Annotated in this window: 21 protein-coding genes and 6 pseudogenes; 13 read left to right on the top strand and 14 right to left on the bottom strand. The window is 63.2% G+C overall.

The window, feature by feature from the left end; genetic code table 11:
• Nucleotides 1–136: 136 nt before the first annotated feature.
• The 8 genes from LK459_RS12515 (at nucleotide 137) to LK459_RS12480 (ending at nucleotide 7,734) form a co-directional block, all read left to right on the top strand.
• The gene (locus LK459_RS12515; RefSeq protein WP_227918588.1) at nucleotides 137–661 is read left to right on the top strand and encodes an MSMEG_0572/Sll0783 family nitrogen starvation response protein; all 525 of its coding nucleotides are present in this window, start codon (nucleotides 137–139) and stop codon (nucleotides 659–661) included.
• 45 nt (nucleotides 662–706) lie between these two features.
• A complete protein-coding gene (locus LK459_RS12510; RefSeq protein ID WP_227918587.1) occupies nucleotides 707–1,606 on the top strand; it encodes a carbon-nitrogen hydrolase family protein in 900 nt (299 codons plus the stop codon).
• Nucleotides 1,599–1,916, top strand: coding sequence for an MSMEG_0570 family nitrogen starvation response protein (locus LK459_RS12505; RefSeq protein WP_007237822.1), 318 nt, complete (start codon nucleotides 1,599–1,601; stop codon nucleotides 1,914–1,916). Before LK459_RS12510 ends, LK459_RS12505 begins: the two co-directional genes overlap by 8 nt.
• Nucleotides 1,913–3,199, top strand: coding sequence for an MSMEG_0569 family flavin-dependent oxidoreductase (locus LK459_RS12500; RefSeq protein ID WP_227918585.1), 1,287 nt, complete (start codon nucleotides 1,913–1,915; stop codon nucleotides 3,197–3,199). Before LK459_RS12505 ends, LK459_RS12500 begins: the two co-directional genes overlap by 4 nt.
• A gap of 71 nt (nucleotides 3,200–3,270) precedes the next feature.
• Nucleotides 3,271–4,326 (top strand): MSMEG_0568 family radical SAM protein, encoded by a 1,056-nt coding sequence (locus LK459_RS12495; RefSeq protein WP_227918583.1) that lies wholly within the window; start codon nucleotides 3,271–3,273, stop codon nucleotides 4,324–4,326.
• 1 nt (nucleotide 4,327) lies between these two features.
• Complete coding sequence (locus tag LK459_RS12490; protein ID WP_227918581.1) at nucleotides 4,328–5,761, top strand: MSMEG_0567/sll0787 family protein; 1,434 nt, start codon at nucleotides 4,328–4,330, stop codon at nucleotides 5,759–5,761.
• Nucleotides 5,762–5,791: 30 nt separating this feature from the next.
• On the top strand, nucleotides 5,792–6,640 hold the full coding sequence (locus LK459_RS12485; protein ID WP_227918580.1) for a carbon-nitrogen hydrolase family protein: 849 nt from the start codon (nucleotides 5,792–5,794) through the stop codon (nucleotides 6,638–6,640).
• Between the two features lie 2 nt (nucleotides 6,641–6,642).
• Entirely contained in the window at nucleotides 6,643–7,734 is a 1,092-nt protein-coding gene (locus LK459_RS12480; protein WP_227918578.1) for an MSMEG_0565 family glycosyltransferase, read from the top strand.
• Here LK459_RS12480 and LK459_RS12475 read toward each other — a convergent pair.
• Complete coding sequence (locus LK459_RS12475; RefSeq protein ID WP_227918576.1) at nucleotides 7,722–7,934, bottom strand: hypothetical protein; 213 nt, start codon at nucleotides 7,932–7,934, stop codon at nucleotides 7,722–7,724. The genes LK459_RS12480 and LK459_RS12475 overlap by 13 nt on opposite strands.
• Between LK459_RS12475 and LK459_RS12470 the strand changes: the two genes are divergently transcribed.
• The 3 genes from LK459_RS12470 to LK459_RS12460 all read left to right on the top strand — a co-directional run bounded on the left by LK459_RS12470 (nucleotide 7,921) and on the right by LK459_RS12460 (nucleotide 10,913).
• Nucleotides 7,921–8,868 (top strand): alpha/beta hydrolase, encoded by a 948-nt coding sequence (locus LK459_RS12470; protein WP_227918575.1) that lies wholly within the window; start codon nucleotides 7,921–7,923, stop codon nucleotides 8,866–8,868. The two genes, LK459_RS12475 and LK459_RS12470, sit on opposite strands and share 14 nt — an antisense overlap.
• A gap of 104 nt (nucleotides 8,869–8,972) precedes the next feature.
• A complete protein-coding gene (locus LK459_RS12465; protein WP_227918573.1) occupies nucleotides 8,973–9,863 on the top strand; it encodes a helix-turn-helix domain-containing protein in 891 nt (296 codons plus the stop codon).
• A gap of 162 nt (nucleotides 9,864–10,025) precedes the next feature.
• Nucleotides 10,026–10,913 carry an AraC family transcriptional regulator gene (locus LK459_RS12460; RefSeq protein ID WP_227918572.1) on the top strand — a complete coding sequence of 296 codons (888 nt, stop codon included), beginning with the start codon at nucleotides 10,026–10,028 and terminating at the stop codon, nucleotides 10,911–10,913.
• A gap of 364 nt (nucleotides 10,914–11,277) precedes the next feature.
• Here the strand turns inward: LK459_RS12460 and LK459_RS12455 are convergent.
• The 7 genes and pseudogenes from LK459_RS12455 to LK459_RS12425 all read right to left on the bottom strand — a co-directional run bounded on the left by LK459_RS12455 (nucleotide 11,278) and on the right by LK459_RS12425 (nucleotide 17,208).
• Nucleotides 11,278–12,263: pseudogene (locus LK459_RS12455) on the bottom strand (IS481 family transposase).
• Between the two features lie 143 nt (nucleotides 12,264–12,406).
• Complete coding sequence (locus LK459_RS12450) at nucleotides 12,407–12,793, bottom strand: VOC family protein (protein WP_005180136.1); 387 nt, start codon at nucleotides 12,791–12,793, stop codon at nucleotides 12,407–12,409.
• Between the two features lie 10 nt (nucleotides 12,794–12,803).
• Nucleotides 12,804–13,601, bottom strand: a complete 798-nt coding sequence (locus LK459_RS12445; protein WP_005180139.1) for a helix-turn-helix domain-containing protein — start codon at nucleotides 13,599–13,601, stop codon at nucleotides 12,804–12,806.
• A 120-nt stretch (nucleotides 13,602–13,721) separates the two neighbouring features.
• Nucleotides 13,722–14,737 (bottom strand): annotated as a pseudogene (locus LK459_RS12440) (IS3 family transposase); the annotation flags it as partial.
• A 40-nt stretch (nucleotides 14,738–14,777) separates the two neighbouring features.
• Entirely contained in the window at nucleotides 14,778–15,035 is a 258-nt protein-coding gene (locus LK459_RS12435) for a hypothetical protein (RefSeq protein ID WP_053117565.1), read from the bottom strand.
• Nucleotides 15,032–15,565: a hypothetical protein gene (locus tag LK459_RS12430; RefSeq protein ID WP_005180782.1), complete on the bottom strand. Its 534-nt coding sequence runs from the start codon at nucleotides 15,563–15,565 to the stop codon at nucleotides 15,032–15,034. Before LK459_RS12430 ends, LK459_RS12435 begins: the two co-directional genes overlap by 4 nt.
• Nucleotides 15,566–16,063: 498 nt before the next feature.
• A protein-coding gene (locus LK459_RS12425; RefSeq protein ID WP_373279128.1) for an IS3 family transposase occupies nucleotides 16,064–17,208 on the bottom strand; the annotation gives its coding sequence in 2 pieces (ribosomal slippage) (nucleotides 16,064–16,941 and nucleotides 16,941–17,208; 1,146 coding nt in all).
• 305 nt (nucleotides 17,209–17,513) lie between these two features.
• On the opposite strand from LK459_RS12425, the gene LK459_RS12420 reads away from it, so the two are divergent.
• A complete protein-coding gene (locus LK459_RS12420) occupies nucleotides 17,514–17,816 on the top strand; it encodes a helix-turn-helix domain-containing protein (protein ID WP_005180184.1) in 303 nt (100 codons plus the stop codon).
• 198 nt (nucleotides 17,817–18,014) lie between these two features.
• Here the strand turns inward: LK459_RS12420 and LK459_RS12415 are convergent, their stop codons facing one another.
• The 5 genes and pseudogenes from LK459_RS12415 to LK459_RS12395 form a co-directional block, all read right to left on the bottom strand.
• Nucleotides 18,015–20,495, bottom strand: a complete 2,481-nt coding sequence (locus LK459_RS12415) for a hypothetical protein (RefSeq protein ID WP_227918571.1) — start codon at nucleotides 20,493–20,495, stop codon at nucleotides 18,015–18,017.
• 58 nt (nucleotides 20,496–20,553) lie between these two features.
• Nucleotides 20,554–21,719, bottom strand: a protein-coding gene (locus tag LK459_RS12410) for an IS3 family transposase (RefSeq protein ID WP_085948641.1) whose coding sequence is annotated in 2 segments (ribosomal slippage) — nucleotides 20,554–21,432 and nucleotides 21,435–21,719 — 1,164 coding nt in all. Because the reading frame shifts where the segments join, the coding sequence is not laid out codon by codon here.
• 68 nt (nucleotides 21,720–21,787) lie between these two features.
• Nucleotides 21,788–22,045 (bottom strand): annotated as a pseudogene (locus LK459_RS12405) (IS256 family transposase); the annotation flags it as partial.
• A 55-nt stretch (nucleotides 22,046–22,100) separates the two neighbouring features.
• Nucleotides 22,101–22,316 (bottom strand): annotated as a pseudogene (locus LK459_RS12400) (hypothetical protein); the annotation flags it as partial.
• A gap of 5 nt (nucleotides 22,317–22,321) precedes the next feature.
• A pseudogene (locus LK459_RS12395) lies at nucleotides 22,322–23,221 on the bottom strand (IS630 family transposase); the annotation flags it as partial.
• 53 nt (nucleotides 23,222–23,274) lie between these two features.
• Between LK459_RS12395 and LK459_RS12390 the strand changes: the two are divergent.
• Nucleotides 23,275–24,666, top strand: a complete 1,392-nt coding sequence (locus LK459_RS12390) for an IS256 family transposase (protein WP_227918570.1) — start codon at nucleotides 23,275–23,277, stop codon at nucleotides 24,664–24,666.
• A gap of 62 nt (nucleotides 24,667–24,728) precedes the next feature.
• Here the strand turns inward: LK459_RS12390 and LK459_RS12385 are convergent.
• Nucleotides 24,729–24,929 (bottom strand): annotated as a pseudogene (locus LK459_RS12385) (helix-turn-helix domain-containing protein); the annotation flags it as partial.
• Nucleotides 24,930–24,972: the final 43 nt, after the last annotated feature.

The raw sequence follows: 24,972 nt of genomic DNA, 5'->3' as shown, positions 1-24,972 counted from the left end.
AGGCGTGAACTAGCTGATGTAGCCGGAACGACCAAGCGCCCGCCACAGTGCGGGGTGACGGCTCCACTCGCGAGGCAGTGTCGCCTCACCATCGTTCACTCCCGCGAGAACTCGCGGCAGCACCCCGAGGAGCATCGTGCCTTCCTTCGACGCGTCGATCAGCGACAACATCACCAAGTCCCTCAACGAGATTCCCCATCCCTCCCTGCCCAAGGGCTCGAACATCTACGGCGGGACGAAGATCTTCCCCGATTACAAGGCCGAGGACGGCGAAACCTACTTCACCCTGGTACACGGCATCGCCCACGAGTCGTCGGTGTCATTCGTCGCAGTCCTACAAGCCACCCGCGCACTCCGCAAGGGTTTCGAGTCAGCGATCTACTTCTACGGTCCGGGTGCCATCAATTGCCTTGCCACACGCGGCTTCCCGAAGACAGGCGACTCCGGCTTCCCAGGCGAGCAGAACATCAACGACTCCCTGGCCACGTTCATCTCCGAGGGTGGAACAGTCTTCTGCTGCCGGTTCGGACTGGCATTGCACGGCGGTCGAGAAGAAGACCTCATCGAGGGCGTGATCCCCGCCCATCCACTCGACGTGCAGGATGCAGTCATCCACTACGCCCGTAAGGGCGCGATCATCAACTCGACCTACATGGTGTGACATGACAATGCGCACAACATACTTCGACCATGTTCCGGGGTTGACATGACCAGAGTGGCAGCCGTTGCAGCGAACTTCTCGCGCGATCTCGAACAGAACTACGCAACCATCGAACACTTCGTCGCCGAGGCGAAGCGTGCGGGCGTCGACTTCCTCGTGTTCCCCGAGGCGGCGATCGGTGGCTACCTCTCGTCACTGGGCAATCATGGCGACACCATCAAGAACACGACACGATCGCTTCCGCCTGCGATCACACTCGACGGACCAGAAATCCAGCGTGTGCAGGCAATCGTCGGGGACATGGTCATCGCGATCGGCTTCTGTGAGCTCGCCGACGACGGCGAGACCCGGTACAACGCAGCAGCGGTTCTCGACGGCACACACATCTACGGTAGCTACCGCAAGGTGCATCAGCCCCTGGGCGAGAACATGTCGTACTCGTCGGGTACCCGGTATGGCGTCTTCGACACACCCGTCGGACGTGTGGGACTCCAGATCTGTTACGACAAGGCGTTTCCCGAGGCCGCACGTTTGATGGCCCTCGACGGCGCCGAAATCATCGCCAGCCTGTCGGCGTGGCCTGCCGCCCGTACTGCGACGGCGGAGAACCTGCAGGAAGACCGCTGGACCTACCGATTCAACCTGTTCGACACCGCGCGAGCGCTCGACAACCAGGTGTTCTGGATCGCTTCTAACCAGTCCGGAACGTTCGGATCGTTGCGCTACGTCGCCAACGCCAAGGTCGTCGACCCCGGCGGCAACGTACTGGCGACCACCCTGCTGTCGGAGGGTATGGCTGTCGCCGACATCGACATCGCGGAGACGTTCACGACCATGCGCGGCGGAATGTTCCACCTCCGCGACCGCCGTCCCGACGTCTACGGACCACTCACCGAACTCGACGCGACCGGCACCACAGGGTGGAGGGATCTGGCCCATGCCTGAAATGACGTTTGTGGTCCGGTGGCCCGATGGAGCCACGCAGAACTGCTACTCACCGAGTCTCGTGATGCACGATCACCTCCGAGCCGGCGACGACTACTCGGTCGCCGACTTCTGCCAACGGTCCACCACTGCTTTGCGCGAGGCCGCAGAGCGAGTGCGCGCCAAGTACGGATTCGCGTGCACCTCCGCGGCAGCGACGATCGACGAGATCACCGGCACGGCACAACGGTTCGAGTCCGATGCACGTGTGCACATCGTCGACATGTATCCGCCCCTTCCCGCCACCCCGAACTCCCAGGCTGCCTCATGAGCGCTCACACACAGTCCACTCATGTGCCGGTTGTCATCGTCGGAGGCGGACAGGCGGGTCTGTCGGTCAGCTGGTATCTCAGCCAGGCACAGGTGGAGCACGTCGTGGTGGAGTCGAAGACACCGACGCACGCCTGGGCCGACGCACGCTGGGACAACTTCACTCTCGTCACTCCGAACTGGCACTGCCGCCTCCCCGGCTACTCCTACGACGGTCCCGACCCCGACGGCTTCATGACCCGAGACGAGGTCGTCGCGTGGCTGGGCGGGTGGCTCGAGACATTCGACGCCCCGATCCGCACGCATACGACGGTAACCCGGCTACGTCAGATCGACTCGGCAACGTTCGAGCTCAGCCTGCAGTCCGGCGGCGACGTCGAACTACTGCAGTGCGATCAGGTCGTGGTGGCCACCGGCGGTTATCCGCTGCCAGTCATCCCGCCCTATGCGTCGACACTCGATCCTTCGGTGCACCAGGTGCATTCCGAGGAGTACTTCGCTCCCGAGCAACTGCCCGACGGCGCGGTCCTCGTCGTCGGAAGTGGACAGTCAGGAGCGCAGATCGCGGAGGATCTCCACCTGGCCGGCCGTCAGGTACACCTGGCGGTGGGCAGTGCACCGCGAGTTGCCAGACGCTACCGCGGACGAGATTGCATGACCTGGTTGGCGGAGATGGGCCTGTACGACACCCCCACCGCACAGTACCCGGGAGGCAAAGCGGCACAGGAGAAGACAAACCATTACGTGACGGGCCGAGACGGTGGCCGCGACGTCGACCTCCGCCAGTTCGCCACAGAGGGCATGCACCTCTACGGCTCGCTCACGGGCGGCAAGGACTCAGGACTGACCTTCGCGCCGACGCTGCGCTCAGCGCTCGACAAGGCCGATTCCGTGTACAACTCGATCTGCGCCGACATCGACCGTTACATCGACGCCCGCGAGATTCAAGCACCTCCACCGTCGCGATACGAACCCGTGTGGCAGCCCGACGCTGAGCCCACACATCTCGATCTCATCGAATCGGGCGTCACCAGCATCGTGTGGGCGATCGGTTTCCGACCGGATTACCGCTGGATCGAAGCGAGTGCGTTCGACGGCGGGGGGCGTCCAATGCAAACGCGTGGAATCACCCAGGTACCCGGCCTGAGCTTCATCGGACTGCCATGGATGCACACCTGGGGATCGGGACGATTCCTCGGAATCGACGCCGACGCAAAGTACGTCGCCGACTCGATCGTCGAAGCGCTCGACGACACGCACGGACACGTCCGCGTCGCTTCCTGACAGCCAACCAGACATGACGGGCCATCGATGCCTCGGCTTCACTTCCACTCTCCACCGAACGGAGCACACACGTGACCGTTTCCACCCGTACAGACCTCGCCCTGCTGGGCATCCGCGGCACCCCTCCCGTCAACCGGACCGGTGGTGCCGGGCCGACCGACGACGGACACCTGATGATCGACGGCCTACACGCTGCGATCCCGCGAAATCCCGCCAGCCCGTTCAGCTTCGACGGTGATCGTGTCCTCTACGACGGCCACGACACCGGACTCGACGTACAAGCCATCTCTCGTCCGCGGTTCTACGACCTGGTCACCGACGAGGGCGTCAGCTACGAGAAGATCGCGAAACTGCACGGCAGCAATGTTCTCGCCACGACCGTCGTGCAGACCTGCATCCGCTACGACGCCACGCAGCGGTGTCGGTTCTGTTCGATCGAGGAGTCACTGCGGTCGGGGTCGACAGTCGCGGTGAAGAAGCCCGCCGACCTCGCGGCAGTCGCGCGTGCAGCCGTCGAACTCGACGGTGTCACGCAGATGGTCATGACCACAGGCACGTCGGCAGGTCGTGACCGTGGCGCAAAACACCTGGCACGCTGTGTCCGCGCGGTGAAGTCTGCGGTCCCCGACCTTCCGATCCAGGTGCAGTGCGAGCCACCGGCCACGCTCGACACCATCACGGAACTGCGCGAGGCCGGAGCTGACGCGATCGGCATCCACGTCGAATCTCTCGACGACGATGTTCGTCGGCGTTGGATGCCCGGCAAAGCAACGGTGTCGCTCGACGAATACCGCGCCGCCTGGGACGAGGCCGTCCGAGTGTTCGGTCGAAACCAGGTGTCCACCTACCTCCTGGTCGGTCTTGGCGAGGACCCGGACGAGATGATCCGGGGCGCACAGCAACTCGCGGACTCAGGAGTGTATCCGTTCATCGTTCCCTTCCGACCACATGTCGGTACCCTCGCCGTCGACGTCGACGACGCGCGGGCCCCCGATCCGGCCATCGTGGAGAAGATCAGCCGCGAGGTCGCCGGACATCTGCAACTGATCGGCATGTCGGGGTCGGACCAGCGTGCGGGTTGCGCGGCTTGTGGCGCGTGCAGCGTGCTACCGAACGTCGGAGGGTGACATGATTCTCGACGGTCGAGTCACGACTCCACACAGAACCGCCCACCGGGATCTCTCGATACTGGCCGGCCAACCCCCGGCTCCGCCGCCCTTCCTCATTCGAGTTGCCGACGAACCGTCCACGGTGACCGCCCATCACGCACTACGCCATCGCGAGTTCGTCGAACGCCAGGGACTGTTCGACTCGTCCGACCGCGACGACATCGACGATGACCCCCGAACCGTCGTTCTGGTCGCGGTCACCCGGGATGGTGCTGTAGTCGGCGGAGTTCGTCTGGCGCCTAACCACACCCCGGACATCGGTTGGTGGTCGGGTAGCCGTCTGGTCGTGCTGGACCCCCAGCACTCCGCCGGGATCGGGGCAGCTCTCGTGCGGGCCGCGTGTGCTCATGCCGAGTCGATCGGCGTCGTACGGTTCGATGCGACCGTCCAGGACCGCTATGCGCCGATGTTCTTCTCCCTCGGCTGGCATGATTGCGGGGCCGGCGAGACAATCGCCGGACGAACTCATCGTCGGATGCGGTGGCCTATCGGACGGATACAACGGACCGTAGACGCCACGAAGTCGATGCTGGCCGAGGTTCTCAGTCCGTTGGCAGATCAACCTGACAGCCTGGGTCCCAAGGGTTTCCGCGGTGACGACGGCACACCGGTGCCGGGCACCGATGTCATCGCCGCCTGCGACGCGATTCTTCCCTCGATGGTGGAGCGCGACCCGGAATGGGCCGGATGGTGCTCGGTGCTGGTGAACATCAACGACCTTTCCGCGATGGGAGCAACTCCGGTGGGACTTCTCGATGCCGTTGGCGCGCCAACTCGAGGACAACTGACGCGGGTGATCCGGGGTCTGTCGGATGCGGCGAAGGCGTGGCAGACGCCGGTTCTCGGTGGTCACAGCCAGGTCGGCGTGCCCGCCTCCCTCTCGGTGACGGCGCTGGGGCGAACTGACAATCCGGTGGCGGCGGCAGGCGGCCGGGTGGGCGACGTCGTCTCGCTGACGGCTGATCTCGGCGGTGGTTGGCGTCCCGGATACCACGGAACGCAGTGGGACAGCACCAGCAGTAGAAACACAACAGAGCTGGCGCAGATGGCCCGATTCATAAGCGAGACACGCCCCGCCGCAGCGAAAGACGTCAGCATGGCAGGGATCACGGGCACTCTCGGGATGCTCGCCGAGGCGTCGGGGACCGGCGCCGAACTCGACGTCGCTGCCATTCCGATTCCCGCCGCCGCCGACATGGGGTCTTGGCTCACCTGTTTCCCTGGATACGCGATGTTGACGGCTGACCGTCGGAACCTCGCGCCTGCGGGCGGACCCGTGACGTCAGCGGCATGTGGGCTGTTGACGCCAGAACCTGGTGTTCGACTGCGGTGGCCCGATGGCGAAGTGACCGTGGCCGTGGCCTCCTCGGTGACCGGACTGGGTGCTGCATGACACTCCTTGCGGTGGGTAGGGTTCGATGACATGACCACGGTGACGCTCGGTGCACTTGCCGCGCACTTCGGGCGCGACGTCGATCGTGGGCTGTCCAAGGCACTCGGCATCATCGAGGTCGCGGCGCGCGACAATGTGGATCTACTCGTTTTTCCCGACGCGTCGATCGGCGGATACATCGGGGATCTGCGGGCGCCCGACCATTACGAGCTACCACCAGCACTCGACCCGGACGGACCCGAGTTGGCGGCGATCATCGCTGCGGCAGGCGACATGACCGTCTGCATCGGCTATACGGAGGCCGAGGAAGACCGCAGGTACAACACTGCGGTCTGTGTGTCGGGCGACGGAATCCTCGGTCGTCACCGCAAGGTTCATCAGCCCGCAGGCGAAAGCGAAGCCTATTGCGCCGGAGACTCATTCCGAGCCTTCGACACGCCCGTGGGGCGCCTCGGCATGCTCATCGACTACGACAAGACCTTTCCCGAGTCAGCACGAACCCTTGCCATCGACGGGGCTCGCGTCATCGCCGCGCTGTCGGCGTGGCCCGCCAGCGTGACCGACCGGGCCGCGCGGTTGCCCGCCGACCGACAGTCACGGCTGTTCGATCTGTACGACTGCGCCCGGGCTGCCGAGAATCAGGTTTTCGTCGTGTCGTCGAACCTGACCGGGGTGACCGGCTCACTGCGGTTCCTCGGCCAGGCGAAGGTGGTCGGGCCGGGCGGAGAGATCTTGGCGACGACGCGATCCAAGGGCGGCATGGCTCAGGTGAGCGTCGACGTCGACGCCGAGATCACCCGTGCACGTAGAGTCCTCGACCATCTTGCCGAGCTGCGACCCGACGTGTATCGGATGGACGAATCGCTGACGGAGGACTAGACATGCGCGTCGCGCTCATCACCTACTCGACCAAGCCTCGTGGCGGAGTGGTGCACACCCTCAACCTGGCCGAGGCACTTGCCCGTCTCGGCGCCGAGGTGACCGTCTGGAGTCTGGCCCGCGGGGGCGATCAGGGGTTCTTCCGGTCCATAGATCCCGTTGTGCACCAACGTCTTGTTCCGTTCGAGAACCGGGATGACGAGACGATCACCGAACGAATAGTACGGTCGATCGATACATTGCGCGCCGCGTTCACGGCCGACGAGTACGACATCGTCCATGCACAAGACTGCATCAGCGCGAACGCGGTCGGCCACTGCATCCGGACGATTCATCATCTCGATCAGTTCACCACCCCGATCTTGACGGAGTGCCACGAAAAGGCTGTGGTCGCACCGTATGCACGGATCTGCGTGTCGCGCGGTGTCGCAGACGAGATACGAGCGGAATGGGGGTTGACTCCCACCGTGATCCCCAACGGCGTCGACTTCGCCCGATTCCACGATGCTGCATCGAACGCGCCGGAGGCCATCGCGCGCCGAGAGGGTTGGCGGAATCGACTGGGACGGTACGTACTTGCGGTCGGAGGTATCGAACCACGCAAGGGCAGCATCGACCTGCTCGACGCTTGTGCGCTCGTGCGCGACGTCGACCCCGACCTCAGTCTGGTGTTCGCCGGAGGAGAGACCCTCTTCGACTACCGCGACTACCGAAGTGAATTCGACTGCCGCCAGGAGGAACTGGGACTTCGGCCGACGGTACTCGGTCCGGTCGACGACGACCAGCTGCCGTCGCTGGTGGCTGCATCGGAAGTCTTCGCCTTTCCTTCCACAAAAGAGGGCTTCGGCCTCGCCGCGATGGAAGCACTCGCAGCGGGGCGTCCTGTCGTAGCACGCGAACTGCCCATCCTCCGCGAAGTCTTCGGGGACACAGTCAGGTACGCCAAGAGCGCGGCCGCCCTCGCGGACGAAATCCTCGCCGCGAGAACCCCAGACGCACAGCGTGCACATCACGGCAGGTCTCTTGCGAGATCACTGACCTGGGAGGCGGCCGCACGCGCGCACCTGGCCTTCTATCGCGATCATCCTGCGTAGGGGTGTATATCAGCAACTACCTCCTCGAATCCGTAGATCTCGCCGAACGGGACGAAGCCTTCGTCGTTCAGCGACTGAACGTTCCTAGGAATGATCTTTCCTAGGATGAGTTCGGTCCTGTTGCGGTGCTGAGGCAGCTCGCAGACTGGTCTCATCAGCCAGTCACCGAGATGAGGAGGCGCCCAGATGGCCACCGCCACGGCAACCAACATCAAGCACGTCACGTTCCGCAACGCCGACATGTACTGGGATATCGCTGCGGACATCTACTTCCCGCCGAACTTCGACGAGAACACCAGCTACCCCACGATCGTTGCGGCGCATCCGATCGGCTCGTGCAAGGAGCAGACCGCGGGCAACATCTATGCGACCGCACTGGCCGAGGCCGGCTACGTCGCGATCGCGTTCGACGCCAGTTTCCAGGGTGACAGCGGGGGCACGCCACGCTTCGTCGAAGATCCCACCCAACGTGTGGAGGACTTCCGCCGCGTCGTCGACTATCTCGAAACACTTCCGTATGTCGACAGCGATCGCATCGGTGTCCTCGGAGTGTGCGGCGGTGGCGGCTACACACTGAACGCCGCGATGACCGAGAAGCGGTTCACGGCCGTCGTGTCGATCACCGGCGTGAACTATGGCCGGATGATCCGCGAGAACGCCGCAGCCGCCGACGGCGTGATCGCAGCCCTGGACACCATTGGCACACAACGCTCGGAGTATGCGCGCGGTGGCGAGCCCGTCGTCAGCGGCTTGCTACCCGATTCCGCCGAGGCAGCACGCCAGGTCGGCGACATCGACATCATCGAGGCCTACGACTACTACCGCACCGACCGCGGCCAAGCAGCCAACGGGTGCGTGTTGTTCGAAGCCGGCCACGGCGCCGTGGCACTCGGGTGGGATGCCTTCCACCTCGCCGAGGAACTACTCACCCAGCCGTTGCTCGTCGTCGTCGGTGACAAGCAGGGTGCCTTCGGCGCCTACCGCGACGGTCACGAGATCATCGAACGCGCCGCGTCGAAGGACAAGAACCTCGTTGTCCTCGAAGGCGTATCGCACTACGACCTCTACGACCAGCCCAAGGGCGCCGGCGAGGCACTCAAGACCGTGATCCCGTTCTTCGGCGAGCACCTCTGATCGGCGCCGCACCGACCCCCTGACGAGTCACGCGAGAGCGGTGTTCTGCATCCCAGAAGGATGCAGAACACCGCATCACTCGTACCCGGAGTTGATCTCTTTCCATGACCACCACCACGCACCACTCGTACGCTGAAGGAATGCCCGCCCGCGGCCCTGAACCACACCTCAAAGAGCTCGGCGCGTTCCTACGAACGCGACGCGGCGAACTCACCCCGGCACAGGCAGGCCTACCCGAACTCGATCAGCGACGCCGCGTCAGCGGCTTACGGCGTGAAGAGGTCGCACAACTGGCGTCGATCAGCACCGACTACTACACGCGCATCGAACAGGGCCGACTCGCCCCGTCACCGCCGGTGCTGACCGCGCTCGTCGACGCCCTGCACCTCGACAGCGACCAGGCCGAGTACCTCGACAGCCTCGCCAACCACGCAGGCCACCAACCGGCGACGACGAAACCCGCACGCGCATCCAGTCGGATCCGCCCCCAGGTTCGACGCCTCATCGACCAACTCGCCGACACCCCCGCCATCGTCCTGGGCCCGCGCACCGACATCCTCGCCTGGAACCGCCTGGCCGCCAAGGTCTACGTCGACTTCGACGCCTACGCTCCACGAGAGCTCAACTACGTCCGACTCATCTTCACCGACCCGCGCATGCGCACCCTGTTCGACGACTGGCCCTCGGTCGCACGCTCATGCGTGGCGATCCTGCGCCGCGAAGCCGCAGCCAACCCCGACGACCCCGCCCTGGCCGCACTCGTCGGCGAACTCACCATCGCCGACCGACAATTCGGCCAATGGTGGTCGGCACGCCACGTCGCACGACAAGACTTCGGCACCAAAACCCTCAACCACCCCACCGCCGGACAACTCGTCCTCGACTGGGAAATCTTCCGATACGCCGGCGCGCCAGAACAACAACTCATCCTCAACTTCGCCGAGGAAAACTCCCCCACCCAGCAAAGGCTCGCGGAACTGATTCGTGCTGACTAGGTGTTGCCCGCGGGGACGTTGCGAGCACATCGCTCTGGAGCACTGACCGCTCGTCTTGTCAGCTGGGACGGGCTGCGCTCGACACTCCCGACGATCTCGCGCATGGATCATCGGGCCCGCGCCCGTGTGGTTCTCTAGCGTCGACCTGGAAGGAAGGTGAGCATGGAGCGGCTGAACCTGGCGATTGCCTCGTTGGAGGATCAACTCGAGGGCGAGGTCGATGTGCGTCGCGCGAGTCGGATCGCGCTGATGTCCGAGCACCATTTCCGCCGGATGTTCTCCACCCTCGCGGGCATGCCGCTCTCGGAGTACGTGCGGCGGCGCCGTATGACGCTCGCGGCGGCTTCGGTCGTTTCGGGACGAGAAGCGTTACAGGACGTCGCAGTCCGATACGGATACACCTCTGCCGATGCGTTCTCACGCGCGTTCAAAGCTGTCCATGGCGTCGGCCCCGAGGCCGCACGCCGCCCGGGAATGGTTCTCCGCTCGCAGCCCAAGCTCACCTTCACCATCACAGTCGAAGGGAGCACGACCATGAACTACCGCATCGTCGACAAAGACGCGTTCGTGTTGGCAGGACTGCGCACCCGCATTCCCCTCATTTACGAGGGCGTGAATCCGACCGCAGCAGAGTTCGTCGAGAAGATCACCGATGAGCAGTGGACGACTATCGCTGATCTTTCCGACCAAGAACCAGCGGGTGTGCTCAGCGTTCACGATGCGATCTCTCCGTCGCGCGAAGAAGGCACGGAACTTGACTACTATGTCGCGGCTGCGACCAGCGGACCGGTTCCCGACGGATTGGATCGGCTCGACGTACCCGCGTCGCTGTGGCTTGTCATGGAGTCGAATGGCACGTTTCCTGTTGCCTTGCAGAAACTCTGGATCAAAGCGTACGGCGAGTGGTTCCCCGCGAATCCATATCAGAGTGTGCCCGGCCCGGAGATGATCGTCACGGACTTCGCAGACGAGGCACACACGCATGGTCGCTACGAACTGTGGATTCCAGTCGAGCAGACGCCCACATCTCTACTACTCCTCCTCCTGTGAGATCCGGCCAGTGTTGGCACATATCCGCGTGAAATAGGGCTTCTGACTAGCGGTTATCCGGACTCTCGGGAGGGCCGCGGAGACGCCTGTCCGCTCCTATCAGACATATACTCTTGGCAGTTACGGACCCGTTATGCACCGATCCTGAGTTCATTCGCGGGCACAGGCTGGGACAATGACTGAAAGGCCGTCATCGGCATCGAGAGGGTGAGCGACGCACTCCGCGAGAAGCGGGCTCGCCCTGCTCGCTGATGTTGCTGCGCTGCACAGTATCTCGGCACCCGATGACAACCTCCGGACGCAGCCGCATGACTCCGCTGCCAGCTCCGGTCAAAAGGTGCACGGCTGCGTCCGGGGGCGGTTTCTAGGTGTACTGCCCGGAGACGTTGATCAATCGCGAGAAGGGCGGGAGGTTCCCGCAGGCCGTGTGCGGCCGGTGATGGTTGTAGTAGTGCAGCCAGTCGTCCAGCTCGCCCCGTCGTTCGGCTTCGGAGGTGTAGCAGCGGGCGTAAGCCCATCCGTCGGCCAGGGTGCGGAGGAAGCGCTCGATTTTCCCGTTGGTCTGCGGCCTGTAGGGCCGGGTGCGCTTGTGCCGGATACCGAGTTCGGCGCAGGTGTCGCGCCACAGGTGTGAGCGGTACGCGCCGCCGTTGTCGGACAGGACCCGCTCGACGGTGACGCCGCGGGCGTTGAACCACTCGACGGCTCGGACCAGCACGGCGGTGGCAGTGCGGGCGGTTTCGTCGTCGTGGATCTCGGCATAGGCGACGCGGGAGTGGTCGTCGATGACGGTATGGACGGAAGCCATGCCCATCAACGGGTCGTAGTGCTTGTTCTTCGGCTTGTGGGTGTAGCGGCCCGGTTCTTGTCGCCCTGTCGCCGCCCGACGTAGCGCCATCCTCCGCTGTCGGGAATGTTGCCGAGCTTCTTCACGTCGACGTGCAGCATCGAACCTGGGTGATCGTGCTCGTAACGGCGCACCGGTTCTCCCGTGGCGCGGTCGACGTGCGACAGCCGGTTCAAGTGCACGTCTGTAAGGATGCGGTGGACCGTGGACGGGGCTATCCCAAGTCGGCTGGCCAACTGCACCGGCCCCTCCCGTAGTCGCAGGCGAAGACGGACGCAGCGCCTGGCAGTCTGCTGGTTGGTCTTGTTCGGTGAGTGATGCGGCCTGGATGACCTGTCCTGCATTGGCTCGCCGGTGCGGTAGCGGTCGGCCCAGCGCTTCACCGTGGGCCAGGAGACCTGGAACCTGGCGGCGACCTGGCTGATCGGCCAGCCGTCATCGACGACCAAGCGGCCGACGATCAGGCGGTGGCGAGGGGTGAGAGCGGCGTTCGCGTGGGACATGACGAGGCCTTCCTGGGGGCATGCGCCGCCCAGGAAGGCCAGTTGCCGCCGCGGGCGGCGAGATTGTGTGGGTCAGGGCTCATTGAGATGTGCACGAACTCGTGAGCCGTGGCACATGACGGTGTCGAGGGGTGTTCCCCGGCTCAGGCTCCTGGGTAGGAGTCGAGGTTCCACCAGTGGCCATCGAAGTCAGCGACACATGCGTTGCGCCCTCCGTGGGGGGCGTCGTTGGGCTCCGTGACGGTGGTCGCGCCGTGTGCCAGGGCTGCGGCGAAGAGGCTGTCCACGTCCTCATCACTGGCGACCACCAGGTTGCAGATCCCCGGCCCGTAATGCGGGTCATCGTCCCGAACAGAGCCGAGCATGATGCCCCCGTTGTCACGCCAGGCAAGTTGCGCATGGGCCACCAAGGTCGCGTCATCAGGATCCCGCACGATCATGGCGGTGGTGAAGCCGATGGCTTGGAGGAAGTCGATGCCTCGATCGGCGTTTGTATAGCGCAGGCAGTGGAACAGCTGTGGTGTCGTCATGGCTCTAGCCTCACGCCGGAAGCATGTCGGTGTCTTGAAGCAATGGGAAATCGTCCTTCGACTGGCGCAGCGTCCATCCAGTCATCGACTTCCATTCCCGGGACAGGTGCGGTTGGTCGCTGTAGCCGGCCATCGCCGCGACGTCCGAGGGCTGGGCGCCACGCTGGACCAAGTCTTTGGCATGGGTGAAGCGAGCGATGCGCGCCACCCGCTTGGGCGAGAGACCGGTCTCGAGGTCGAACAGGCTTGAGAGCCGCCGTCTGGACAGGCCAACGTCCTGAGCCAGGCCGGAGATGGGGATCGTGCCTCGGGTCCGATGGATCCGCGCGAGTGCCTCGACCAGGTCTGCGCGCGGTGCATGAGGATGCTGCTCGAGCCTCTTGGTGAGGAATGCCGCCAAGAGGTGGAACCGTCGTGGCCACATTGACTGCCGCAGCTGGTCGAGCAGGTGCCTGGGCCACGAGAGATCATTCACATCAACCATCGAGCCGGCCAGTTCCCCGGCCGGCAGCCCGAGAAGCCGACGGGTCGAGAGCGGGTGGAGCGACAATTTGAGGCCCTGCTGGCGTCCCCTCGACTGGATCAGAGCCGGAGTGGTGTGCAGGCCGGAGACTAGTACGTCACAGAGATGCCGCGCGTCGCCATGAAGCCAGCCACAGTCGATGGGCTCTCCGAGCGACAGCACCACCGTGACGCCCATCGAGGGAACCCCGTGGTGGACGGTGTCGGTACTGGTGAAGTCGTACCCCACCCAGGAAAGGAGATGGGGGCGCAACCCTTGCGGGATAGCTGGCTGCCAAACGGGCATGCACCCACCCTAGGGAAGCCCCGGCCCAGAAACAGTCACTTGTCTGACGACCACTGTGGTGTCGCTACACGACCGCCAGGGCCGTGGCGGCTCGATCAACGTCTCCGGGCAGTACAAGGATCGACGGTCGAGGACGTTGTTCTGTAGCAGCGAGAAGAAGCTCTCCATCGCCGCGTTGTCACCACACGCACCGACCCTGCCCATCGACCCGAGCATGCCGTGCCGGGTGATGGCCTTCTGCATCTTCTTCGAACGAAATTGAGACCCTCTATCGCTGTGCAGAACGCAGCCGGCCACGTCCCCTCGCCTGGCGACAGCGCTGTTCAGGGCGGCCACGGCCAGGCGGGACTTCATTCTCGAGTCGATCGAGTACCCGACGATCCGGCCCGAGTAGACGTCCTTGATCGCGCACAGGTACAGCTTGCCCTCGGCCGTCCAGTGCTCGGTGATGTCGGTCAGCCACAGCTCGTTGGGGCCGGGCGCGGTGAAGTCTCTCTTGACGAGATCGTCGTGTACAGGCGGGCCGGCCTTGCGGTGCTTGCCGCGGCCTCTCTTGCTGATGGTGCTGGTCCAGCCGCCGGCGGAGCAGATCCGCCACGCCGTCCGCCGGCACATCTTCTCGCCTGCGGCTTCGGCCTCGTCGGCGAGGTAGCGGTAGCCGAACTCCGGGTCTTCGCGGTGGGCGTCGAACAGGGCGTTGGCCCGGTACGCCTCGGCGAGCTCGGCGTCGGTGATCGGGTTCTTGCGCCACCGGTAGTAGGGCTGGCGAGCGATCTTGAGTACCCGACACGCCACCGTGACGGGGATGCCGTCAGCGGCCAGCTCACTCACGAGCGGGTACCACCTTTTCCCGGCAGATTCGCTTGGGACAGGTACGCCGCCGCCCGGCGTAAGACCTCGTTCTCCTGTTCAAGCAGGCGCACACGCCGCTTGGCCTCGCGCAGCTCACGCGATTCGGCCGACGTGGTGCCGGGCTTGATCCCGGCCTCCACGTCGGCCTTGCGGATCCACTTGTTCAGGGTCATCGGGTGGATACCGAAGTCGGCAGCGATCTGTTCGAGAGTCACACCGTCTTCACGGTTCTGGGCGACGCGGACAACGTCGTCGCGGAACTCCTGGGGATAGGGCTTGGGCACAGCTGGCATCCTTCCAGGCCGCCCGGCAGGGCAAGCCAGATCAGATGTCACCTACTCGTGCACCAGCCCCGCCCAGGACTTCTCGGACTGCGGTGTCTGGATCGACACCGAGGTAGCAGGTTCCGCGGGGTGCGTCGAGATCGAAACGGCCTGCCCCTCCGTTCGAGAAGAACCATGCACCATTGGCTGTGCGATGTCCTCGATACAGCTGTGCGCTCGTGGGAATGCTGACCGTCGGGAAGGATGACAAGTCCCGTCCGCCGGGTTCACGCAGCGCTACCGATTCACGGCTGCTCATGCCGCCCAGCGTTCCGCATCGACTCGGGCAGCGTTGAGGGCCGCTGTGAGCTCGTCGTCACCGCCACCCCTGACATACGCGACGGCGGTTTCGTCGTCGAGGGCGGCGTTCGGTGAGCACATCCACAGCGCCGCGGTCCACGCGTTGGCGTGCTCCCGCAAAACTTGCCACACCCTCAAAAGCCGGCGGTCGACTACGGCGTCGTCGGTGAACTGCCACGTCGGATACACCCACGTGCCGGATTCGAGCTGGCAGCCGATAAGGGTGTTGTTCTTGACGCGTTTGGCGAGCGCCTGCTTGCTGACATCAAGCCAGGTGGTCAGTCCTGCAGTGTCGTAGAAAGGTCCAACGGTCTGATCATGCACGCTGGTTGCAGACGGCAGTGCCGCCATCATTGCCCTAGCAATTCGGGAGGTGTCCGCGTACACCGCCGGGTCAACCCCAGAGTCCTCGGCGACGGCGAACCGCACATCCAAGAGGCTGCCCAACTCGTCGAGCAACGCCTGCTTACGATCCATCAGATCCGACATCGAGCCCACTTTCGGTCAACCTGGACAACCACCTGCCTCTAGTTTTACGCCCACACATCCCGTCGGTCAACCGGGTCAACCTAGCGGTCGTGTGCTCACTCCTATCGGCTGATGCCCCGAATCGCCTCGGACGCGTCGTCTTCATCCGGCATGGGTGTATCGCCCCGGCTGGCCGGTTCGAGCCTCGGCACTGACCGCGTGCCGGGTGGGCGTATGTGTGGTTGTTGCTGGTTGCGAGCGTCTAACCAGACGCGGGGAACGCGAAACAGACACGCCGAACGAGCTCCCATTGCGAGTATGTCGCCGAAGGTTCATTTCTCCTGCAAGCAACGGCAGGGCCACAAGCCGGATCTCTGGTGAGGCGCACGATCTGGCGCGCGGGACAGGTAGAAGCTGGCGGCAAGATGCAGCGCGGGGAGGCAGCGGTCGAATAGCGCCTGTGGCAGGTCCCCGATAACCGGTCCAGGCAGTTCTAGAGCCAGTTCCTTGTTGTGATCGTCAGTCGATCTCGCAGCCCACGGGGTGATGTTGGTGGGTGCATCCGGCAGCGTACTCGGCCGGCGTTTGGTAGCCCAGCGCTGAGTGCCGGTGTCGGTGGTTGTGGTCGTCTTTGAAGTCGTCGATGACCACGCGGGCCTCGATCAGTGTGGGCCAGCAGTTGCGGTTCAAACACTCGTCGCGCAACCGGTTGTTGAACGACTCGATGAACCCGTTGTTCCACGGTGTGCCGGGCGGAATGTAGGAGATCCCGACCGACCCTGCACAGAACGCCTGCAGGGCTTCTGAGATGAACTCAGGGCCGTTGTCCATGCGCAGCACCATCGGCGGGCCACCCCAGATCGCGAACGTCTTCTCCAACTCCTCGATCAACCGCTCAGCCGGAATCGAGCGGTCCACGATGTTCAGCAACGACATCCGGGTGTGTTCGTCAACCATGGACGCGATCTTGATCTTCTTCCCATCCACGGTGGAATCGAACTGAAAGTCCAATGCCCACACCACTTTCGGTGCGTCCGCGACAACGACCGGGACCGATGACTGGCCGGCGCGTTTGCGGCGCCGAGCGCGCCGCACTTGCAGGCCCTCTTCTTTCCACAACCGATGCACTTTCTTCTTGTTGATCTCGATGCCGTCGTCGAAGCGCAGGTGTGCCCACGCGCGCCGGAACCCGTGCCGGGGGTTCTTGCGGGCATACGTGCGTAGCTGCTCGCGCAGTGCGGCGTCGGGGTCGGCCGGGGTGTGCGCTTGCGGCAGCCGTCGATAGGCGGAACGGGAAAGCCCAACTACCTTGCACGCCATGCGTTCTGACATGTTCTTGACGTCCTTGAGCATGTCGATGGCGGCGCGTTTGGCGGTCGGGCTCAGAATTTTCCCTTGGCGATCTCCCGCAGCGCGTCTTTCTCGAGCTCGGCATCGGCGAGCAGCCGCTTGAGTCGGCTGTTCTGCTCGCGCAGCTCTTTGAGTTCCTTCGCGGCGTCGCCGTCCATACCGCCGTACTGGCGGCGCCAGTTGTACAACGTGGCCGCCGACACCTCGAGATCGGCAGCGATCTCCTCGCCGGTCTTGCCTTCCGCGGCCAACTCATCGGCCCGGCGCAATTTGCGCACGATGTCCTCCGCCGAGTGACGCTTGCGTCCTGCCATGTTCTTCATCGTCCCTTCTCCGCCCTCATCAGGGCAATCAGGACTCTAAAACAACCCGGACCGGCTCACGGGGGACACGCCACCTGACTTGGCATGGCATGCCAGTCGTAGACTTGGAGCCGAACTGAATCTGTTCGAGCCGATACACGATGACTTGTCTCACGTCGCCGGAAGGTCTCGAATACGCGCTAGCGACGATATAACCCAAAAAGACACAGACGACCGCTCGACACAAAGTTGGATCCGGAGCGAAGCGTCACTCACAAGCTCGCACCCATTGCCCAGCATCGCATAAAGGAGGACCAGTGAGCGTATGGGATGACATCATGGACACCCCTGCCGAAGCTGAGAACATGCGCGTCCGAGCAGCTTTGATGCGTGCACTGCGCGAACGTATCGTCACATTCGGCTGGTCGCAGACCGTTGCCGCCGCCAACCTCGACATCCCCCAACCGCGAGTCTCTGAACTCATGAACGGCCGCATCTCGAAGTTCAGCCTCGACGCTCTCGTTACCCTCGCATACCAAGTCGGGATCCATGTCGCTGTCGTCGCCGATCCCGACACAGACGTCGCCGACCATCTGACCAGTTCCAGGTCTCGCCACTAGCATCACCATGCAACCACCAGCGAAGCGTTTGTTCGGGTGATAGACGTTCGCGGGCAAGGGTCACGAGCTTCGTGAACTTGCTCGACGCCCTGACCCCGATCGTTGACGGGGCGGGTCCGGCGCGGCTGCTCGATATGGTCGCCGGCCACTGCATGTCAGCACTCAAAGACTGACTCTATCCCGTGACCAGCAGTTTCATCATACCGATTTCCCTCGAGGTCGGCGGAGGGGGATGCCTTCACGATGCAAACATTCGTATATACACGCGTTTGAAACACCGAACTCGTGTGCAATGTCTTTGACTAGGCACCCCTCTTCTTCGTACCTTTTCCTGAGTAGCTCACCGGGCACTAATTTCTTTTTTGATTCGGGAGCAGCTGCGGGAATGATTCCTGCAGCGCGCATCCTCTTACCGACCGTGGAGGGGGCGGCGTCGAGTGCAGCAGCAATATCGGCAATCGATTGATGCTTGTTGAGGTAGCGATCTCGTAGTTCTTCAATCGGCAGTAGCCGAACGCGTCCGGCCCCAGGAGGGCGACGTGATGGAGTACGGATAGCGATGCCTTGCTCGCGCATTATTTCGCAAAGCCTAGACTCACTAATGCCAAAACGTTTGGCGGTTGCGCGGAGCGTTAGTTTCCGGTCGACGTAGAGTGATTTGATCGCGTCAGGTGAAATCGCGGCAGGCGGTACTGCGTCGTCAACTGGGGTAGACACTTCGACCCTGCGCGTTGCGGTGTAATCCACCACTCGACGGCCTCGAAAAATGACGACGCCGCTATCCTTGAGGCGGCGAGCAATCGTGGGTCTGCACACACCGTACCGAACGCTCAACTGTTCAAGAGTCATGAGCTCATCGACATAGAGATGTTTGATTTCTTCGATGGGCAAGGACACAACCGACGCCCCTTCTTGCGTGCCGCCAGTGCGAATCGTGATGCCAGCTTCGCGAAGGCGGTTGGTGATCGTGGTCCTCGACACACCGAGCTGGCGTGCGATTTCGGTCGACGGCTGGTTCTGCGTCACGTAGAGGTCGACGATCTGCGCGGTGTCGACCGAAACTGTCTTCCGTCCACGGACCTCAATTCCGTTTTCACGGAGAAGGATACGCACCTTGTGTTCGCTCAGGTCGAGATCGCGGCTTATCTCGCGGACGGTCTGCCGCCGGGTGACGTACGCGTCGTAGAGTGTGTCGCGCGACGGTAGCGTCGCTCGGCGTGCGTCTGGCGCCGTGTTCGAATGCACTGCCGCGTCACTGCTGCGGCTGTCAGACGGGGGTGCTTCGGGACGCTGACCAGACGACTTACTTCTTCGAATGCGGCGTCTCGTTGATCGTTGGATAGGTTGATCGTTCAGGTATATGCGCAGTGCGGCAGGGGAGATCGCGAGGGCGCGTGCCGCATCGCGTACCGATAGGTTATCTGCGCGCAGTAGGTTCGTGATGTCGTCCCGTGGTAGGGGCACAGGTGGCCCCGGTAGGTCTAGGTCGGCGATCAGATCGATCGGTGGTTCTGCGCACACTGGTTCGTCAATTCCGAGGCTGTTGAGGAACACACTCGCCTGGTGGTCAAGCGCCTCGACGATCTGCGGGCTGAGCAATGCAAGGAGTCGAGGTACCTCGCGCGTGCGTCGATCGGATGCCGCGACTCCCCGTGTTCGCTGGTAGTTCAGTGTGACTCGCCGGTAGAGAAAATCGCGTGCCAGTTCGTGGCGCCCCATATCTACGCCGTGTTCGGTAGCGATCTGACGCCATTTGTCCTCGGGCAGGAGCTGTGAGTAGTCCAGTTGACGACGGCGGTCGTAGTCGATCTTGCCTGGATGGTCGACGAGGTAGTCGCCGAGTCGTGTGATGGCTGATAGGACTGACCGTGGGAGTCGCGCGCTTCCTGCTCTGTGCCAGACCGAACCGATGTGGCGTGGGTCTTCATCGATGCCGAGGAGCGTTGCGCAATCAGCAACCGGTTTTCCCGTGACAGCGATGACCGTTGCCAGCGAGAGACCGACAGCCCCGTAGTCTTCGTTGAGACCGGGGATGAGGAGCCGAACCGCCCAGGTTGGCCACATGCGTTGCGGGATTGAGGACACTGCAGCGTGCTGTGGGCTGGTGAGTTCTCCCGATGTCTGGGGACGACGCCATGTCTGCTTTAGCGCGTTTATGTCATTCGCCTGGCTAGCACCACAGAAGATCGACTCTAAGCGGCCACCTTTGTTGGTGCGCGCTGTGTATCGGTACCCGCTTGTTCGTGAGAGGACGGTTCCGAAGCTTGGAAGCAGCAGGCGCAGCATCTCGGCGGCGGTCGCATTGTCGGCGGAGAGGATGCTGACGGATGTGGCGGTAGCTGCGACGTCGAGTAGCGACCCGCGATCGACGTCGGTTGCTGTGAGGTTCTCAAGCAGGCCAGTGAAATGGGAGGAGTGTTCATTGGCTGCTTTACTCCAGTCCGCATCGCGCTTGAGGCGAATCGCCAAAACCCTTGCGTCAGCGAGAAACGAGACGGCGTCGAGTATGGCGGTATCGGAGTCCGCCGTAACTCCATCTCGTGGGATGGACATCGCGGTGCTGACGGTTTTGCTGACCGTGCGTTGTGCGATGAGAGCAGGGTCATCGTCGGAAAGCCCGGCCGTGAGGGTCTGACCCAGAGGGAACGTGCAGGCGGGGTCGGCAGAGTTGTCTAGCATGTGAGCGCCACACTCTTGCAACACGGGGGCCTGGTGCACGGATAGGTGACAGGGTTAGTCACGCGGCCTGAGGGGCCTCGTGGTTGATGATGGTCTCGAATTCAATGGGGGTCAATCTGCCGAGGCGGTCCTGTCGTCTGCGGCGGTGGTAGGTCCGTTCGATCCAGTGCACGATGGCGGCCCGGAGCTCGTCTCTGGTGGCCCAGGATCGACGGTCGAGGACGTTGTTCTGTAGCAGCGAGAAGAAGCTCTCCATCGCCGCGTTGTCACCACACGCACCGACCCTGCCCATCGACCCGAGCATGCCGTGCCGGGTGATGGCCTTCTGCATCTTCTTCGAACGAAATTGAGACCCTCTATCGCTGTGCAGAACGCAGCCGGCCACGTCCCCTCGCCTGGCGACAGCGCTGTTCAGGGCGGCCACGGCCAGGCGGGACTTCATTCTCGAGTCGATCGAGTACCCGACGATCCGGCCCGAGTAGACGTCCTTGATCGCGCACAGGTACAGCTTGCCCTCGGCCGTCCAGTGCTCGGTGATGTCGGTCAGCCACAGCTCGTTGGGGCCGGGCGCGGTGAAGTCTCTCTTGACGAGATCGTCGTGTACAGGCGGGCCGGCCTTGCGGTGCTTGCCGCGGCCTCTCTTGCTGATGGTGCTGGTCCAGCCGCCGGCGGAGCAGATCCGCCACGCCGTCCGCCGGCACATCTTCTCGCCTGCGGCTTCGGCCTCGTCGGCGAGGTAGCGGTAGCCGAACTCCGGGTCTTCGCGGTGGGCGTCGAACAGGGCGTTGGCCCGGTACGCCTCGGCGAGCTCGGCGTCGGTGATCGGGTTCTTGCGCCACCGGTAGTAGGGCTGGCGAGCGATCTTGAGTACCCGACACGCCACCGTGACGGGGATGCCGTCAGCGGCCAGCTCACTCACGAGCGGGTACCACCTTTTCCCGGCAGATTCGCTTGGGACAGGTACGCCGCCGCCCGGCGTAAGACCTCGTTCTCCTGTTCAAGCAGGCGCACACGCCGCTTGGCCTCGCGCAGCTCACGCGATTCGGCCGACGTGGTGCCGGGCTTGATCCCGGCCTCCACGTCGGCCTTGCGGATCCACTTGTTCAGGGTCATCGGGTGGATACCGAAGTCGGCAGCGATCTGTTCGAGAGTCACACCGTCTTCACGGTTCTGGGCGACGCGGACAACGTCGTCGCGGAACTCCTGGGGATAGGGCTTGGGCACAGCTGGCATCCTTCCAGGCCGCCCGGCAGGGCAAGCCAGATCAGATGTCACCTACTCGTGCACCAGCCCCCCTTCTCGTAGCCGAGGTGATCGGTCAGCTCGGCCTTCAAACCGCGTTCGAGGGCGAGTTTGATCAAGCCCGGAATCAAGCCACCGTCCCCGGTGACCTGCACCTGACCCGAATCGATCTGGGCCAACAACTCATCGACCATGCCCGAGGCCTGCAACGCTTCGGCCACCTCCGCAGTCGAACGCGGCTCTGCGAGCTCAGGCAGCGGTGGGTGGTCGTCGTTGTCCTGCTGCTTGTCGTCTAACGCCATGCTCATAAATCTTCCTCTCACTAATGAGCACTGGACTTACACAGACCATCTGACACCCCCCGGCGATCTCGACCTCGCCGACACCACCCCAACCACCTCGAGGGCGCATGATTGGGTTGCGGATGCATTCGGCCTTGAACAGCGAGTTGAACGCCTCGGCCATCGCATTGTCGTACGAATCGCCCTTAGAGCCAACCGAAGTCACCGCATCGGCTTCGGCGAGGCGTTCGGTGTAACGGATCGCTCGATACTTCCCAGGATCAGAATGGAGAATTAGGCAGACTAGTGTCCTGAGTCATTAATTCGTGTGCAGTAGTGGGCGATGGAGTCGAGGATCTGGTCAGCGGTCTTGACCCACACGTAGGGGCGGGGGTTGTCGTTCCAGGTCTCGATCCACGCTCTGATGTCGGCATTGAGTGCTCGTACGGTGCGGTGGGTGGAGCGTTGGAGTTTCTTGGTGGTCAGTTCGGCGAACCAGCGTTCGACGAGGTTCATCCAGGATGAGCTGGTGGGGGTGAAGTGGACAACAAACCGTGGGTGCGCGGTCAGCCATCGTTTGACCGCGGGTGTCTTGTGGGTGGAGGCGTTGTCCATGACCAGGTGGACGTCGAGCTCGTCGGGTACTTCGGCGTCGATCTTGCGGAGGAATCCGATGAATTCTGTTGCGCGATGCCGTGAGTGAAGCGAACCGATGACTTTTCCCGACGCGATGTCCAACGCCGCGTACAGGCTGGAGGTGCCGTTGCGCACGTAGTCGTGGCTGGCCCGTTGCGGGGTGCCCGGGAGCATGGGAAAGATCGGCTGGGTGCGATCGAGAGCTTGGATCTGGGTCTTCTCGTCAACGCAGAGCACCAGGGCACGTTCGGGTGGGTTCATGTAGAGCCCGACGACGTCGCGGACCTTCTCGGTGAACATGGGATCTTTCGACAGCTTCCACGAATCCTGTTTGTGTGGAGCCAATCCGAACGCTCTCCATACACGCGAAACAGTTGACTGCGACATGCCGAGATGCTCAGCCATCGCCCGCGTCGACCAGTGTGTCGCATTCTTCGGAGTGGTCTCGAGAGTTGCGGTGATCAGGTCTTTGATCTGCTCGTCGTCGACGGTGCGAGGTCGCCCGGGCCGGGGTTCGTCGAGCAACCCCTCGCAGCGGTGCTCGACGAACCGGCCTCGCCATCGCCGGGGGTGTCAGATGGTCTGTGTAAGTCCAGTGCTCATTAGTGAGAGGAAGATTTATGAGCATGGCGTTAGACGACAAGCAGCAGGACAACGACGACCACCCACCGCTGCCTGAGCTCGCAGAGCCGCGTTCGACTGCGGAGGTGGCCGAAGCGTTGCAGGCCTCGGGCATGGTCGATGAGTTGTTGGCCCAGATCGATTCGGGTCAGGTGCAGGTCACCGGGGACGGTGGCTTGATTCCGGGCTTGATCAAACTCGCCCTCGAACGCGGTTTGAAGGCCGAGCTGACCGATCACCTCGGCTACGAGAAGGGCGACCCGGCAGGCCGGGAACTGCCCAACGCCCGCAACGGATCAACCCCGAAAACGGTGGCGTCTGAGGCGGGGCCGGTCGAGCTGAAGGTCCCTCGTGACCGTGACGGCACCTTCACCCCACGTCTGGTGCCGAAGGGATCGCGTCGGCTCGGCGGCCTCGATGACATCATCATCTCGCTGTACGCCGGAGGCATGACGTTACGCGACATCCAACATCATCTGGCCGCCACGGTGGGCACCGATCTGTCGCATGAGACGATCTCCAAGATCTGCGACGAGGTTTGCGACGCGGTCGATGAATGGCAGAGCCGGCCGCTGGAAGCGTTGTATCCCGTCCTCTATCTCGATGCCCTGGTGGTCAAGGTCAAAGACGGTGCTCACGTTCGAAATAAGCACGCCCACATAGCTATTGGTGTCGACATGGCTGGCGTCAAGCATGTGCTGGGCATCTGGATACAGGCTGAAGAGGGCGCGAAGTTCTGGGCCGGGGTGTGCGCGAATCTGGCCAACCGCGGCGTCAAGGACGTGCTGATCGTGTGCTGCGACGGGCTGACCGGATTCCCCGAGGCGATCGAGGCGACGTGGCCTTTGGCCACCGTACAAACCTGCGTCGTGCACCTGATCCGCAACGCGATGCGGTTCATCAACTACAAAGACCGCAAACAGGTCGCCCGGGCGATCAAACCGATTTACACCGCCCCCGACGCCGAGACCGCGCGCCGAGAATGGGAGATCTTCCGAGATTCGGCGTTGGGTGTCACATATCCGAGTGCGGCACAGGCTTTCGACCGCGCCTGGGACAGATTCATCCCATTCCTGGCCTTCCCACCCGAGTTGCGCAAGGTCATCTACACCACCAACTCGATCGAGTCGCTGAACTATCAACTCCGCAAGGTCATCAAGAACAGGGGACACTTCCCCAACGACGTCGCGGTCCGCAAACTGCTCTGGCTGGCTATCTGCGACATCGAGGACAAACGAGCCAGGCAACGCGAGAAGGAACGCGGCAAGCCAGCCAGTCAGCGTAAAGCGCCCGGACGACTCGTCGAAGGGCAAGTCGTGACCAGCTGGAAACAGGCCCTCGGACAACTCGCCCTGGCCTACCCCGACCGCATCGAACCCCACCTCAACTAGACACCGAAAGCGAACCCAAGAAATCAGGAGTTACGTTCTTACACAGACATCTTGACAAGCTCCCATCGCCGCACGGTACCTCGGTTGAGGCCGAGTCGTTGTGCCACTTCGGTATTCGACCCGCCATCAGCGGCAGCGAGAACGATTCGTGATCGCATCGCCAAACCCGAGGCCGTCGTTCGCCGACGCGCCCACCCTTCGAGCTCACGGCGCTCGTCATCGGTCAGAACAACATCCACTGCTCGCGGACCCCGGGTTGCCATTCCCTAGCCTAACAACCGAACGAAATTAATGACTCAGGACACT

The organism is Gordonia otitidis (assembly GCF_020735545.1).
Classification (GTDB): domain Bacteria; phylum Actinomycetota; class Actinomycetes; order Mycobacteriales; family Mycobacteriaceae; genus Gordonia; species Gordonia otitidis.
Note: the sequence above shows the minus strand (reverse complement) of the source record. Positions and strands in the feature narration are given on the sequence as shown.

Excerpts from the sequence above, each read along its gene's own strand:
- LK459_RS12445 (WP_005180139.1), bottom strand. The coding sequence starts at position 13,601 with ATGCCCGTTTGGCAGCCAGCTATCCCGCAAGGGTTGCGCCCCCATCTC.
- LK459_RS12435 (WP_053117565.1), bottom strand. The coding sequence starts at position 15,035 with ATGAGCAGCCGTGAATCGGTAGCGCTGCGTGAACCCGGCGGACGGGAC.
- LK459_RS12470 (WP_227918575.1), top strand. The coding sequence starts at position 7,921 with ATGGCCACCGCCACGGCAACCAACATCAAGCACGTCACGTTCCGCAAC.
- LK459_RS12450 (WP_005180136.1), bottom strand. The coding sequence starts at position 12,793 with ATGACGACACCACAGCTGTTCCACTGCCTGCGCTATACAAACGCCGAT.
- LK459_RS12505 (WP_007237822.1), top strand. The coding sequence starts at position 1,599 with ATGCCTGAAATGACGTTTGTGGTCCGGTGGCCCGATGGAGCCACGCAG.
- LK459_RS12415 (WP_227918571.1), bottom strand. The coding sequence starts at position 20,495 with ATGCTAGACAACTCTGCCGACCCCGCCTGCACGTTCCCTCTGGGTCAG.
- LK459_RS12480 (WP_227918578.1), top strand. The coding sequence starts at position 6,643 with ATGCGCGTCGCGCTCATCACCTACTCGACCAAGCCTCGTGGCGGAGTG.
- LK459_RS12465 (WP_227918573.1), top strand. The coding sequence starts at position 8,973 with ATGACCACCACCACGCACCACTCGTACGCTGAAGGAATGCCCGCCCGC.
- LK459_RS12460 (WP_227918572.1), top strand. The coding sequence starts at position 10,026 with ATGGAGCGGCTGAACCTGGCGATTGCCTCGTTGGAGGATCAACTCGAG.
- LK459_RS12390 (WP_227918570.1), top strand. The coding sequence starts at position 23,275 with ATGAGCATGGCGTTAGACGACAAGCAGCAGGACAACGACGACCACCCA.
- LK459_RS12490 (WP_227918581.1), top strand. The coding sequence starts at position 4,328 with ATGATTCTCGACGGTCGAGTCACGACTCCACACAGAACCGCCCACCGG.
- LK459_RS12500 (WP_227918585.1), top strand. The coding sequence starts at position 1,913 with ATGAGCGCTCACACACAGTCCACTCATGTGCCGGTTGTCATCGTCGGA.
- LK459_RS12510 (WP_227918587.1), top strand. The coding sequence starts at position 707 with ATGACCAGAGTGGCAGCCGTTGCAGCGAACTTCTCGCGCGATCTCGAA.
- LK459_RS12430 (WP_005180782.1), bottom strand. The coding sequence starts at position 15,565 with ATGTCGGATCTGATGGATCGTAAGCAGGCGTTGCTCGACGAGTTGGGC.
- LK459_RS12485 (WP_227918580.1), top strand. The coding sequence starts at position 5,792 with ATGACCACGGTGACGCTCGGTGCACTTGCCGCGCACTTCGGGCGCGAC.